The sequence below is a fragment of the Priestia megaterium genome (genome assembly GCF_023824195.1).
In the GTDB taxonomy this organism is placed as follows: domain Bacteria; phylum Bacillota; class Bacilli; order Bacillales; family Bacillaceae_H; genus Priestia; species Priestia megaterium_D.
Genome location: NZ_CP085442.1, coordinates 160001 through 173674 on the forward strand (window position 1 = coordinate 160001; position 13674 = coordinate 173674).

Genomic DNA, 13674 nt, shown 5'->3' on the forward strand with positions numbered 1-13674 from the left:
TCTCCTTCAGGAAATATTCACGGTATGCCATTGGCGGCAAGTATAGGTATAGGAGACGAAGCATTGACTCGAATTGGTGGTTATACACCTAAAGTCAAGCCTGAAAATATTGTGATTATCGGAGCACGTTCTTTAGATGAAGGAGAAAAAGAGTTAATAAAGGAAAAAGGGATTAAAGTGTATACGATGCATGAGATAGATCGAATGGGTATGACAAAAGTAATGGAAGAAACAGTTTTATATTTGCGTGATAAAACAGATGGCGTTCATCTATCACTCGATTTAGATGGACTGGATCCACATGATGCACCTGGAGTAGGAACGCCAGTTATCGGTGGAATAAGCTACAGAGAAAGTCATTTAGCTATGGAGATGTTGGCAGAATCTCAGCTAATCACTTCTGCCGAGTTTGTGGAAGTGAATCCTATTTTAGATGAACGGAATAAAACAGCTACCGTAGCTGTTGCATTAATGGGCTCACTTTTAGGAGAGAAGTTAGTATAAAACATTAGTACCTACCAAAAGGTACATGAAACATATATGAAGATAAAAAAAAGAAGCTCTTAGTTCGGATTCGAGAGCTTCTTTATATAGAGAAAAACTTTTCATATTCATTTAATAAACCATCTAGCTCTGAACTTACTCTCACCACTGTTAGTGATGATAAAGGGTTTTCTGCTGCAAGAGTGACCATGTTATTTCTACATTCTTCAATTTGATTCAAAAGGTTCTCTTTTGTATGAGTCAAGCTTTCCACTCCTCTTCTTTTCATCTATACTAATTACATAACCTACGTACAATCTTTTTAAACGTATTTGACAAATTTTTGTTAAAATAATTAAGCATAAGTGAAACTTTATGATAAAGTACACGTATATATACTATCCCGCAATGGGCGGAGGTAACCGTTACATGGATTTATTATTAAAAAGGAAAATAAAAAAAGTAAAAAAAGGTGACCAGGATGCGTTTGCTGACATAGTAGAATATCACAAGGATAAACTTTTTCATCTATGTTATCGAATGTTAGGAAACCGGGAAGAAGCGCAAGACGCAGCACAAGAAGCGTTTATTCGAGCCTATGTAAATATTCATAGCTATGACACAAGTAAAAAGTTTTCCACCTGGTTATATCGAATTGCTACAAATCTTTGTATTGATCGAATTCGTAAAAAAAAGCCAGACTATTATTTAGATGCAGAAGTAGCCGGGACCGACGGGTTAAATATGTACTCTCAAATAGCTGCCGATCAGGCCTTACCAGAGGAAGAGCTAGAGCAAGTAGAATTGCAAGAATTCATTCAGTCGGAAATATTAAAGCTACCTGAGAAATATCGAACTGTCATTGTCCTAAAATATATAGATGAGCTGTCGTTAAAAGAAATCAGCGATATTTTAGACCTGCCTCTTGGTACGGTAAAGACTAGAATTCACAGAGGACGTGAAGCTTTAAGAAATCGACTTCGCCACTTGTAAGGAGTGAACTAAGAATGAAATGTCCAAAAATGTATGTAAATCTCATTCATGAGCATTTAGATGGAGATATTACAAAAGAAAATGAACTGTTATTAAAAGAGCATTTGCATCAATGCAAAGGTTGTCAGCAGCATATGCGTCAGTTAAAAAGAACCATTGCATTTGTGCAAAGCACTTCTCATATAGAATTACCTATGAACTTTACAGCAGGTGTTATGGCTGGGTTACCACGTGAGAAGAATCGAATTCGAATGAATAGATGGTTTACAAACCATCCGATTCTTAGTGCAGCTGCTGTATTTGTGCTGTTAATGTCCGGCACGGTGTTTTCGGCTTGGGAAACAGATGAAGACTTTTCTGTTTCAAAGCAGCCAAACCTGGTCATTCACGATAAAACAGTCGTTGTACCAAAAGGTGAGACCGTCAAAGGTGATATTACTGTGAGAAATGGCGATATTAAAATTGAAGGAAAAGTAGATGGAAACGTTACTGTTATACATGGTGATAAGTACCTAGCTTCTGCAGGAGAAGTGACAGGCAATATTGAAGAGTTAGACAAGATTTTTGACTGGGTATGGTATAACGTCAAAACTCATGCCAAGCAAGCTGTTGACTTTTAATAGTTGAACCATAAAACCGTCCGCTTATCTTGTTAGAGAGGAACAGTGGACGGTTTTATTTATATAAAAAGAAGGCTACATTGTATATAGGAACAAGGATTTAAAAATAAGATGTAATTTACAGTGTAATTTTGTTTTATGGTATAATAAAACGGTTATGTTATCTTTATTACATATATAGAGGAAGTGAGAAGATGCCTATTGGAGACCTACCAATCCTCTCATATTTAGGAAAAATTGTTGATGTTCTCCTGGTATGGTTCGTCATATATAAATTAATTATGGTCATAAGAGGTACAAAAGCAGTACAGCTTTTAAAAGGAATCACGGTGATTTTAGTTGTCCGCTTTATAAGTAACTTCCTTGGACTAAATACGCTGCAATGGTTAATGGACCAAGCGTTAACGTATGGGTTTTTAGCTATCATTATTATCTTCCAGCCAGAGCTGCGCCGAGCACTTGAACAGCTTGGGAGAGGACGTTTGTTTTCACGCAGTAATTTGCCTGAAGAAGATGAACGTACCGTTACGATTGAGGCTATTATAAAAGCAACGCATTATATGGCTAAAAGACGCATAGGTGCATTGATCTCAATCGAGAGAGAGACGGGTATGGGTGATTATATTGAAACAGGTATACCGCTCAACTCTAATATTTCTTCTGAATTATTAATCAACTTATTTATACCGAATACACCACTTCATGATGGAGCGGTTATTTTACAGCGGGATCAAGTAGCCGCTGCAGCATGTTACTTACCTTTATCTGAAAGTCCTTTTATTTCAAAAGAATTAGGTACTCGCCATCGTGCTGCTGTAGGAATAAGTGAAGTAACAGATAGTGTGACTGTCATTGTATCTGAAGAAACTGGAGGCATTTCCGTTACCAAAAATGGTGAATTGTATCGTGAATTGACAATTGATACATTGAGAGAAATGCTAGAAAAAGAATTAGTCACAACTTCTAAAGCAACTTCTTCCACTCGTTGGCAATGGAGGTTGAAGAAGAATGGATAAATTGATGAATCGATCGTGGGTTATGAAAATTATCGCGTTGCTGTTAGCCTTCATGTTATATTTATCTGTTAATTTAGATGATGGTGCCAGTTCATCAAATAAGATTCTGAACCGAAGCAGTTCTGCCAACACTGGAGTAGAAACATTAACAGATGTTCCGGTTCAAGTATCCTACAATGAGAAGAACAGAATTGTAAGAGGTGTTCCGGATACGGTTATTATGACACTGGAAGGTCCTAAAAATATTTTGGCTCAAACAAAGCTACAAAAAGATTATCAAGCTTATATTGACCTTGATAATTTAAGCTTAGGGCAGCATAGAGTCAAGGTTCAGTATCGAAATATCTCTGATAATTTAAACGTAGTCGTTAAGCCTGATATTGTAAACGTAACAATTGAAGAGCGCGATTCAAAACAGTTTTCAGTAGAGGCAAGCTATGATAAAAACAAAGTCAAGAATGGATATGAAGCAGGGGAAGCAACCGTTAGTCCAAGAGCCGTCACGGTAACGGGCGCATCAAGCCAATTAGATCAAGTTGCTTATGTGAAAGCCATTATTGATCTGGATAATGCTTCAAAAACAGTGACGAAACAAGCAACTGTTGTCGCACTAGATAAGAATTTAAATAAATTGAATGTAACAGTTCAGCCAGAAACGGTCAATGTAACGATCCCAGTGAAAAATATTAGTAAAAAAGTGCCGATCGATGTGATTCAAGAAGGCACGCCAGGCGACGGTGTCAACATTACGAAGCTAGAGCCTAAAACAGATGCAGTAAAAATTATCGGTCCATCTGATTCTTTAGAAAAAATCGATAAAATTGATAATATTCCAGTCGATGTTACCGGTATTACGAAATCTAAAGATATTAAGGTGAACGTCCCTGTTCCAGACGGAATAGATAGTGTAAGTCCAAAACAAATTACCGTTCATGTGGAAGTAGACAAACAAGGTGATGAGAAAGACGCAGAAGAAACGGACGCAAGTGCAGCTGAGACTAGGTCATTTAAGAATTTACCGGTTTCTTTAACTGGTCAATCCTCAAAGTACACGTATGAACTGCTTTCTCCTGCTTCAGTAGATGCGGATGTAAAAGGACCAAAATCTGATTTAGATAAGTTGACGAAAAGCGGCATTAGCTTGTCAGCGAATGTAGGGAATTTATCTGCCGGGGAGCACACGGTTCCTATTATAATAAATAGTCCCGACTCTGTTACATCAACACTATCGACTAAACAGGCAAAAGTTCGTGTAACAGCGAAAAAACAATCAGGGACAAATGATGAGCAAACAGATAAAGAAACAAGTGGAAGCACGAGCGATAAAGAAACAAAGCCAGACACGGGAACTGGATCAGGAACAAAGCCAGACACGGGAACTGGATCAGGAACAAATCCTGGGACGGGAAATTCAGGTGATTCAGCTGATAAACCAAGCGAAGAGACTGACACACCTGAAGACAATACAGATACACCAACAGATAGTACAGAAACTGGTGACGACAGTAGTAATCAAAGTGATGAAAATTCTACACCCGTAGATGGACAGACAGATAATACATCAGGAAACTAAATGTTTTGACATGAAGGAGAGAAAAATAATGGGTAAGTATTTTGGAACAGACGGAGTACGAGGAGTTGCCAATAGTGAATTAACTCCTGAGCTTGCTTTTAAAATTGGACGCTTAGGTGGTTACGTTCTAACAAAAGATTCAGAGCGACCAAAAGTATTAATCGGACGCGATACACGCGTTTCTGGTCATATGTTAGAAGGAGCGCTTGTTGCAGGATTGCTTTCAATTGGAGCAGAAGTTATGCGACTAGGCGTTATTTCAACTCCAGGGGTAGCGTATTTAACAAAAGCACTTGGCGCTCAAGCAGGGGTTATGATCTCTGCTTCACATAACCCGGTTCAAGATAACGGAATTAAATTCTTTGGTCCAGATGGATTTAAACTGTCCGATGCACAAGAGAATGAAATTGAAGCGTTAATGGATAGTGAAACAGATCAATTACCAAGACCTGTTGGAGGAGATTTAGGTCAGGTAAATGACTACTTTGAAGGTGGACAAAAATATCTTCAATACTTAAAACAAACGGTTGATGAAGACTTCTCAGGTATTCATGTTGCATTAGACTGTGCGCACGGGGCAACGTCATCTTTAGCAGCACATTTATTTGCAGATTTAGATGCGGATATCTCTACAATGGGGGCATCACCAAACGGATTAAACATCAATGACGGTGTAGGATCTACACATCCGGAAGCATTAAGTGCCTTCTTAAAAGAAAAAGGAGCGGATGTTGGGTTAGCATTTGATGGAGATGGAGACCGTTTAATCGCGATCGATGAAAAAGGTGAGATTGTAGACGGTGATCAAATCATGTTCATTTGTGCAAAATACTTGTATGAACAAGGACGCTTAAAGAAAAACACGCTTGTTTCTACCGTTATGAGTAACTTAGGCTTCTATAAAGCACTAGAAGCTAGCGGGATTGAAAGTGCACAAACTGGTGTAGGCGATCGTTATGTAGTGGAAGAAATGAAAGCTAATCAATATAACTTAGGTGGAGAACAGTCCGGTCATATTATTTTCTTAGACTACAACACAACAGGTGACGGTATGCTTTCAGCTATTCAGCTTGTAAACATTATGCAAGCAACGAAAAAGCCTTTATCAGAATTAGCAGCTGAAATGAAGAAATATCCTCAGCTTCTTGTAAATGTAAAGGTAACGGATAAGCATCATGTTACAGATAACGAGAAGGTAAAAGTGGTTATTGAAGAAGTAGAAAAAGAAATGAACGGTAATGGCCGAGTACTTGTACGCCCTTCAGGAACAGAGCCGTTAGTACGTGTGATGGTTGAAGCACAAACACAAGAAGAATGTGAGACTTATGTAACGCGTATCGTAGAAGTAGTAAAAGAAGAAATGGGCTTAGAGTAATTCATTAATTATATGCATAAGCGGTGACGTTTCAAGCCGTTTATGCATATTTTTATATTGTTGAGAAAAATTCTTGGAAATTATCTGATGCCAAAGGCTGTTTTTACAGATAGTAAAGAAGATAATTGACGTTTTCTCACTTCTTATTGTAATATTAAATCTGTTCGTCTCTTAATTTATGTAAAGGAGTGAACAATCTATTTTAAAAGTGAATACAAAGCGCCTGAACTAAGTAAAGGGACGGAAACGACTTAGTTGACGAGGAGGAGGTTTATCGAAGTATCGGCGGATGCCTCCCGGTTGTTGATTATCACGGCCGAAAACTTGATGTGAAAAACAATGAGGTGACTTATTGGACAAAAGCATTGAGATGATAATCATTGATGATGAAAAGAGACTCTCTTTTCATACATGAAGGAGGATTTTATCTATGTGCGGAATTGTAGGATATATTGGAACAGAAGATTCGAAAGAAATTTTATTACGTGGTCTTGAAAAGTTAGAATATCGTGGCTATGACTCAGCAGGTATTGCAGTTGTTAACAATGAAGGCGTGCACGTATTCAAAGAAAAAGGCCGTATTGCAGAATTGCGTCAGGCAGTAGATAACAGTGTTGTAGCACCAGCAGGTATCGGTCATACGCGTTGGGCAACTCATGGTGTACCAAGCCAAGAAAATGCTCACCCGCATCAAAGTACATCTGGACGCTTCACACTTGTGCATAACGGTGTAATTGAAAACTACGCTATTTTAAAACGTGAATATTTACAAGATGTAACGTTCAAAAGCGAAACGGATACAGAAGTAATCGTTCAGTTAATTGAAAAAATCGCAGCAGAAGGCTTAGATGTAGAAGAAGCGTTCCGTAAGACAGTAAGCTTGCTTCACGGTTCTTATGCACTAGCTCTTGTTGATAACGAAGATAAAAATACAATCTACGTAGCTAAAAATAAAAGCCCGCTTCTTGTAGGTGTTGGCGAAGGATTTAACGTTGTAGCAAGCGATGCTATGGCAATGCTTCAAGTAACAGATCAGTACGTAGAATTAATGGATAAAGAAACAGTAATTGTTACAAAAGAAGGCGTAACAATTAAAACGCTTGATGGTGAAGTGGTAGAAAGAGCACCTTATACAGCAGAGCTTGATGCAAGTGATATTGAAAAAGGTACGTACCCTCACTATATGTTAAAAGAAATTGACGAGCAGCCTTTAGTTGTTCGTAAAATCATTCAAGAGTATCAAAATGAGAACAATGAACTGCACATTGATGCAGACATTTTAGGAGCAATGGATGAAGCAGACCGCATCTATATCGTAGCATGTGGAACAAGCTATCATGCAGGCCTAGTAGGTAAACAATTCATTGAAACGTGGGCGAAGGTTCCAGTAGAAGTGCACGTAGCAAGTGAATTCTCTTATAACATGCCGCTTTTATCTGAAAAGCCATTGTTTATCTTTATCTCTCAGAGTGGAGAAACAGCTGACAGCCGTGCAGTATTAGTTCAAATTAAAGAACTAGGTTACAAAGCGTTAACAATCACAAACGTTCCGGGATCAACATTATCTCGTGAATCTGATTATACGTTATTACTTCATGCAGGTCCGGAAATTGCTGTAGCATCAACAAAAGCTTATACAGCTCAGTTAGCAGTGCTATCAATTCTAGCGGCTGTAACAGCAAAAACACGCGGCATTGAATTAGAATTTGATTTAGTTCAAGAGTTAGCAATCGTAGCAAACACAATGGAAGTACTTTGCGACGATAAAGAAGAAATGGAAAGCATTGCTCTTCAATTCTTAGCAACAACTCGCAACGCATTCTTTATTGGACGTTCTGTAGATTATTATGTAGGTTTAGAAGGTGCGTTAAAACTAAAAGAAATCTCTTACATCCAAGCAGAAGGATTTGCTGGAGGAGAGCTTAAGCACGGAACAATTGCTTTAATTGAAAACAATACGCCAATTATTGCATTAGCCACACAAGAGCATGTAAACTTAAGCATCCGTGGTAACGTAAAAGAAGTAGTAGCACGTGGAGCTAATCCTTGTATCATTTCAATGAAAGGATTAGAAACAGAAGAAGATCGCTACGTAATTCCGAAAGTTCACGAAACACTTTCACCACTAGCAGCGGTTATTCCTTTACAATTAATCTCTTACTACGCTGCATTGCACCGCGATTGCGATGTAGATAAACCACGTAACTTAGCAAAATCGGTTACTGTAGAATAATAAGGTTCTAGACACCCTTCTATTACAGAAGGGTGTTTTTGTATGTCTGAGAAAGAGAACAAACACCGTTTATGCCAGAAGTCTCATTGAGCTAAAAAATATATTTGCTTGCTCCATTTATTTTATATAATGAAAGAGGTAAATGAACGAACCTCAGCTATTAAAAAGGATGTGGAAAGCATTAGTGGATTGGCTCAAAGTATAAAGTACGTGTTGCGAGGCACCTTTTTTGTCTTGTATTTTCCCTTTTATTTTGTATTTCAAATCTTTTGTAAAATATGGATATATTTAATTACTAACCCCCTCATATGGATAGGAAAAAGAATCATTCAACCTGTCATTTATTTCATTTGGATATACATCATACGTTTTCTGTTCGTGTACCCTATTTCTTGGCTATGGAATGAGATAATATATCCTTTTATTCTCTTTGTTTGGGAACGATGTTTTTTGCCTATAACTAGATTTATATGGAGATATGCGGTATATCCTATATTGTATTTAGTTTGTTACCCTTGTTATCTTTTTTGGAAATACCTTGTGCTGCCTTTTTACAATGAAATTGTTCTTCCTGTGCTTTCATTCTGTCAGCGTATCTTTTTCTGTTTCTGGAAGGGATTTAAGTGGATTGGAATTCATATAATCTATTACCCTTTACGCTGGTTTTGGGTGACATGTATATATAAACCGCTTAAAAAAGTGTATATCAAAATCATTCAGCCTGTTCTCAAATGGTTTTCTCATTTATTTAGTTAATGAAATATACCAAAAGATTGCTTTTCTTTTTTAAGTATTAAACTCGAAAGATAAGAGGGAATTGATGTATAATAAAAACGGATATATCATTGCCTATTTATTTTATTAGATTCAATTTTGAAAGAGAGTGAAACAATATGGGCCGTAAGTGGAACAATATTAAAGAAAAGAAAGCGTCAAAAGATGCTAATACAAGTCGTATATATGCCAAGTTTGGCCGTGAGATTTATGTGGCTGCGAAACAAGGCGAGCCAGATCCAGAATCAAACCAAGCGTTAAAAGTTGTATTAGAACGCGCGAAAACATACAATGTGCCAAAAGCAATTATTGACCGTGCGATTGAAAAAGCAAAAGGCGGATCAGAAGAAAATTACGATAATCTTCGTTACGAAGGTTTTGGACCAAATGGCTCAATGGTTATCGTAGATGCTCTTACGAATAACGTAAACAGAACAGCTTCAGACGTGCGTGCTGCTTTTGGTAAAAACGGTGGTAATATGGGAGTCAGCGGATCAGTGGCGTACATGTTTGATCCAACAGCTGTTATTGGTGTAGAAGGTAAGGACGAAGAAGAGACGCTAGAACTGTTAATGGAAGCAGATGTAGATGTGCGTGACATTTTAGAAGAAGAGGATTCTGTTATTGTTTATGCTGATCCGGATCAATTCCATGCGGTACAAAAAGCGTTCAATGATGCTGGTATCACGGAATTTACAGTAGCTGAGCAAACGATGCTTGCTCAAAATGATGTGACTCTTCCTGAAGATGCACAAGCTCAGTTTGAAAAAATGATTGATGCATTAGAAGACTTAGAAGATGTGCAACAAGTATATCACAACGTTGATTTAGGATAATAGTAAAAGAGACAGACCTATCAAAGGGGTCTGTCTTTTTTTATAGGCCCTGCGAAAAGCATCTATTGACCCTTTCCCTTCGATTGAAATATGGTAAGATAATGAATTAAGTATAGAAAATAGTAGAATTTTATAAGAAACAAGTGGAGGGAAAGCAGTTGAAAAAATTAATGGTGGGGATGGCGTTAACAGCTACGCTTGCAACGGCTATAACGCCTGACTTTAGCTCAATTGGAGGAAATCAGGGAAAAGCATACGCAGCGACAGTTACATATAAAGTAACGGCAAGCAAGTTAAATGTGAGAAGCGGAGCGGGAACGACTTACGGGATTATCGGCAGCGTAGTGAAAGATCAAACGCTATCTGTGGTGAGCAAAAGCGGAAGCTGGTACAAAATTAACTACAACGGCCGCACGGGCTACGTAAGCAGCGATTATGTACAAGCATCAGGAACAACGCCATCAGCAGAAAGCACAACGTACATAGTAACGGCAAGCACGCTGAATGTAAGAAGCGGAGCAGGCACCAACTATGCAGCTATTGGAAGTGTGACAAAAGGTCAGAAGCTGTCCGTGGTGAGCAAAAGCGGAGATTGGTACAAAATTAACTACAGCGGCCGCACGGGCTACGTAAGCAGCGATTATGTACAAGCATCAGGAACAGCAACTTCACCAGCAGAAAGCACAACGTACATAGTAACGGCAAGCACGCTGAATGTAAGAAGCGGAGCAGGCACAAATTATGCATCCATAGGAAGTGTGACAAAAGGTCAAACGCTATCTGTGGTGAGCAAAAGCGGAAGCTGGTACAAAATTAACTACAACGGCCGCACGGGCTACGTAAGCAGCGATTATGTACAAGCATCAGGAACAACGCCATCAGCAGAAAGCACAACGTACATAGTAACGGCAAGCACGCTGAATGTAAGAAGCGGAGCAGGCACAAATTATGCATCCATAGGAAGTGTGACAAAAGGCCAGAAGCTGTCTGTGGTGAGTAAAAGCGGAAGCTGGTACAAAATTAATTACAACGGCGGTACGGGTTACGTAAGCAGCGACTATGTACAGGCTTCAGCTACAGCATCTCCAAAGCTCGTAGTCGATTCTTTTAAGACGTTAGGTAATGCCCAGCAGGTCATCTTGGTTACAGCAGATAACTACGATACGAAGTCTGCTAAAATTCAAACGTTTGAAAAAGTTGATGGAAAATGGAAGCAAGTTTTAACCGCGAATGGTGTACTTGGACAAAAAGGATTCGCTTTATCGAAAAAAGAAGGAGACATGGAGTCTCCGACCGGTAAATACACAATTGGCACAGCATTCGGACGCTATGCAAATCCTGGAACTAAGCTTCCATATCGAAAAATCACAGCAAATGATGTGTGGGTAGATGATTCAAAAAGTTCTCTATATAATACGTGGCAGCAAAAGCCGGCGAATGGCCGCTGGACGAGCGCTGAGAATATGGACATTCCCGCTTACGACTATGGGTTTGTCATTAATTATAATGAATCTAGAACGCCAGGAAAGGGAAGTGCAATCTTCTTCCATGTAGGCACAAATTATACAGCAGGATGTACGGCTACTTCTAAAGAACAAGTTGTCTCTATTTTAAAATGGTTAAATCCAGAGAAAAATCCAGTTATTATTCAATCTCCTGTAAGTGAATTAGATAAATATTAAGTTAGAAAGCAGCTGAATTCGTGTAATTCAGCTGCTTTTTTATGTAATTAAAAGCTTTGTCCGTCTGTGGTACGACAAAGTTAGTTTTCCTATTCATTGAATGAAAGCGTTTGATATCTTACGATTAAAGTATCATCACGTAGAGAAAGGAAGAGAGCAAATGGCTCAATCTAATATAAAAGTAGCTGTACAAAAGTTTGGGAACTTTCTAAGTTCAATGGTTATGCCAAATATCGGAGCATTTATTGCATGGGGACTTATTACTGCTTTATTTATTCCCACAGGCTTTTTCCCAAATGAAAGCCTTGCCAAACTAGTTGATCCAATGGTCAAGTATTTGCTGCCGCTGCTAATCGGCTATACAGGAGGAAAGCTTGTACACGATCAACGCGGAGGCGTTGTAGGTGCTATCGCGACCATGGGGGTCATCGTTGGATCTGATATTCCGATGTTTCTTGGCGCTATGATTATGGGACCGCTTGGCGGTTATATCATCAAGAAGTTTGATCAGTTTATTGAAGGTAAAGTCAAAACAGGATTCGAGATGTTAATTAATAATTTCTCAGCAGGTATTCTTGGAGGAATTCTAGCAATTCTAGCCTTTTTAGGAGTTAGTCCAGCTGTGGACGGCTTTACAGGTGCACTTGTAGTGGGTGTAGATTGGATGGTTGCACATGGCCTTCTTCCTCTTACAAGTATTTTAATTGAACCAGCTAAAATTTTATTCTTAAACAATGCTATTAATCACGGCATCTTATCTCCGATTGGAGCAGAACAAATTCGAACAAACGGACAGTCCATTCTATTGTTATTAGAAACAAATCCTGGTCCGGGATTAGGAATTCTGTTAGCGTATTGCTTCTTTGGAAAAGGAACAGCAAAACAGTCAGCGCCGGGAGCGGCCATCATTCATTTTATTGGCGGAATTCACGAAATTTACTTCCCTTACGTTTTAATGCGTCCGCTTTTAATCATTGCGGCTATTTTAGGAGGAATGAGCGGCGTATTTACATTTGTTCTTTTAGGAGGAGGCTTACAAGCGGTTGCTTCACCAGGAAGTATTTTGGCTATTTTAGCTGCTACACCAGGTAATGCAGGCAGCTACGTTGCAAATATCTCAGGTGTTCTCGTTGCAGCCGTCGTATCGTTTATTGTAGGTTCGTTAATTTTAAAAACAGGCAAGCAAACAGAAGATTTGGACGAAGCAGCTCGCAAAATGCAAGAGATGAAGGGCAAGAAGAGTTCTGTAGCAGGAAGCTTTACAAAACAGCAAGGCGAAGTACCAGCAAGTGTTCAAAAAATTGTTTTTGCCTGTGACGCAGGTATGGGATCGAGTGCAATGGGCGCCTCTCTTCTTCGCAAGAAAGTTAAGCAAGCAGATTTAAATATTTCGGTAACAAATACAGCTATCAGTAATATTCCAAGTGATGCTCAAATCGTTATTACACAGGAAGAGCTAACGCCGAGAGCTCAAAACAAAGTTCCAGATGCGTATCATATCTCGGTTGATAATTTTCTATCTAGCCCGGAATATGACAAACTAATTGATCAACTAAAAAATGATCATACTATTTCTAAGGCGGAAGAAGAAAAGAAAGTATCAGCAGAAAATAATGCAGATAGCAATGATGGTTTATTAAAAGAAGAAAACGTTTTCTTGAATCAGCACTTTTCTTCTAAGGAAGAAGCAATTCGATTTGCAGGAAGTGTGTTAGTAAAAGGCGGATATGTAGAAGAAAACTACGTTGAAGCGATGATTGAGCGCGACAATATGACTTCTACTTATATGGGAAATGACGTGGCGATTCCGCATGGTACGGAAGAAGCGAAAAAGAACGTTTTAAGGTCAGGCTTTACAGTGATTCAAGTGCCAGAAGGCGTTGATTTTGATGGTGAGAAAGTTCGTTTGATTTTTGGAATTGCCGGAAAAGACGGCACCCATTTAGAAATTTTATCTGGTATCGCGATTACATGTTCCGATATGGACAATATTGAAAAGATGGTTCATGCCAAATCAGCTAAAGAATTAATGGCTATTATTCAAAGTAACTAACGGGATAGAAAGGCATGAAGATGCCTTTTTATCCTT

General features: G+C 38.7%; 11 protein-coding genes (1 of these 11 running past the window's edge). 10 read left to right on the forward strand and 1 reads right to left on the reverse strand.

Going from position 1 to position 13674, the window contains the following annotated elements; translation table 11 throughout:
* Positions 1-504: the 3' portion of an arginase gene (gene rocF / locus LIS78_RS00950; RefSeq protein WP_195781449.1), read on the forward strand. 396 nt of this gene lie to the left of the window's left edge; only the last 504 of its 900 coding nucleotides appear in the window; its start codon lies off the left edge, out of view; its stop codon occupies positions 502-504.
* 82 nt (positions 505-586) lie between these two features.
* Here the strand turns inward: rocF and LIS78_RS00955 are convergent, their stop codons facing one another.
* Positions 587-748 carry an aspartyl-phosphate phosphatase Spo0E family protein gene (locus LIS78_RS00955; RefSeq protein WP_013054968.1) on the reverse strand — a complete coding sequence of 54 codons (162 nt, stop codon included), beginning with the start codon at positions 746-748 and terminating at the stop codon, positions 587-589.
* A gap of 164 nt (positions 749-912) precedes the next feature.
* Here LIS78_RS00955 and sigW point away from each other — a divergent pair, with 164 nt between their 5' ends.
* From sigW to LIS78_RS01000, 9 genes are all read left to right on the forward strand, one after another.
* Positions 913-1476 (forward strand): RNA polymerase sigma factor SigW, encoded by a 564-nt coding sequence (gene sigW / locus LIS78_RS00960; RefSeq protein WP_013054969.1) that lies wholly within the window; start codon positions 913-915, stop codon positions 1474-1476.
* A gap of 14 nt (positions 1477-1490) precedes the next feature.
* Positions 1491-2096 carry an anti-sigma factor family protein gene (locus tag LIS78_RS00965; RefSeq protein WP_195781448.1) on the forward strand — a complete coding sequence of 202 codons (606 nt, stop codon included), beginning with the start codon at positions 1491-1493 and terminating at the stop codon, positions 2094-2096.
* Positions 2097-2290: 194 nt separating this feature from the next.
* On the forward strand, positions 2291-3112 hold the full coding sequence (gene cdaA, locus LIS78_RS00970) for a diadenylate cyclase CdaA (protein WP_013054971.1): 822 nt from the start codon (positions 2291-2293) through the stop codon (positions 3110-3112).
* Positions 3105-4685, forward strand: coding sequence for a CdaR family protein (locus LIS78_RS00975; protein ID WP_252284532.1), 1581 nt, complete (start codon positions 3105-3107; stop codon positions 4683-4685). Before cdaA ends, LIS78_RS00975 begins: the two co-directional genes overlap by 8 nt.
* Positions 4686-4713: 28 nt before the next feature.
* Positions 4714-6060, forward strand: a complete 1347-nt coding sequence (gene glmM, locus LIS78_RS00980; RefSeq protein WP_025753441.1) for a phosphoglucosamine mutase — start codon at positions 4714-4716, stop codon at positions 6058-6060.
* Between the two features lie 430 nt (positions 6061-6490).
* Complete coding sequence (gene glmS / locus LIS78_RS00985) at positions 6491-8293, forward strand: glutamine--fructose-6-phosphate transaminase (isomerizing) (RefSeq protein ID WP_014461996.1); 1803 nt, start codon at positions 6491-6493, stop codon at positions 8291-8293.
* Positions 8294-9186: 893 nt separating this feature from the next.
* The gene (locus LIS78_RS00990) at positions 9187-9903 is read left to right on the forward strand and encodes a YebC/PmpR family DNA-binding transcriptional regulator (protein ID WP_013054976.1); all 717 of its coding nucleotides are present in this window, start codon (positions 9187-9189) and stop codon (positions 9901-9903) included.
* 158 nt (positions 9904-10061) lie between these two features.
* Complete coding sequence (locus LIS78_RS00995) at positions 10062-11585, forward strand: SH3 domain-containing protein (RefSeq protein ID WP_252284533.1); 1524 nt, start codon at positions 10062-10064, stop codon at positions 11583-11585.
* A gap of 160 nt (positions 11586-11745) precedes the next feature.
* Positions 11746-13638 (forward strand): PTS mannitol transporter subunit IICBA, encoded by a 1893-nt coding sequence (locus tag LIS78_RS01000; RefSeq protein ID WP_252284534.1) that lies wholly within the window; start codon positions 11746-11748, stop codon positions 13636-13638.
* The last annotated feature ends 36 nt before the right edge of the window (positions 13639-13674 follow it).

Excerpts from the sequence above, each read along its gene's own strand:
- glmM (WP_025753441.1), top strand. The coding sequence starts at position 4,714 with ATGGGTAAGTATTTTGGAACAGACGGAGTACGAGGAGTTGCCAATAGT.
- LIS78_RS00975 (WP_252284532.1), top strand. The coding sequence starts at position 3,105 with ATGGATAAATTGATGAATCGATCGTGGGTTATGAAAATTATCGCGTTG.
- LIS78_RS00990 (WP_013054976.1), top strand. The coding sequence starts at position 9,187 with ATGGGCCGTAAGTGGAACAATATTAAAGAAAAGAAAGCGTCAAAAGAT.
- LIS78_RS01000 (WP_252284534.1), top strand. The coding sequence starts at position 11,746 with ATGGCTCAATCTAATATAAAAGTAGCTGTACAAAAGTTTGGGAACTTT.
- sigW (WP_013054969.1), top strand. The coding sequence starts at position 913 with ATGGATTTATTATTAAAAAGGAAAATAAAAAAAGTAAAAAAAGGTGAC.
- glmS (WP_014461996.1), top strand. The coding sequence starts at position 6,491 with ATGTGCGGAATTGTAGGATATATTGGAACAGAAGATTCGAAAGAAATT.
- LIS78_RS00965 (WP_195781448.1), top strand. The coding sequence starts at position 1,491 with ATGAAATGTCCAAAAATGTATGTAAATCTCATTCATGAGCATTTAGAT.
- cdaA (WP_013054971.1), top strand. The coding sequence starts at position 2,291 with ATGCCTATTGGAGACCTACCAATCCTCTCATATTTAGGAAAAATTGTT.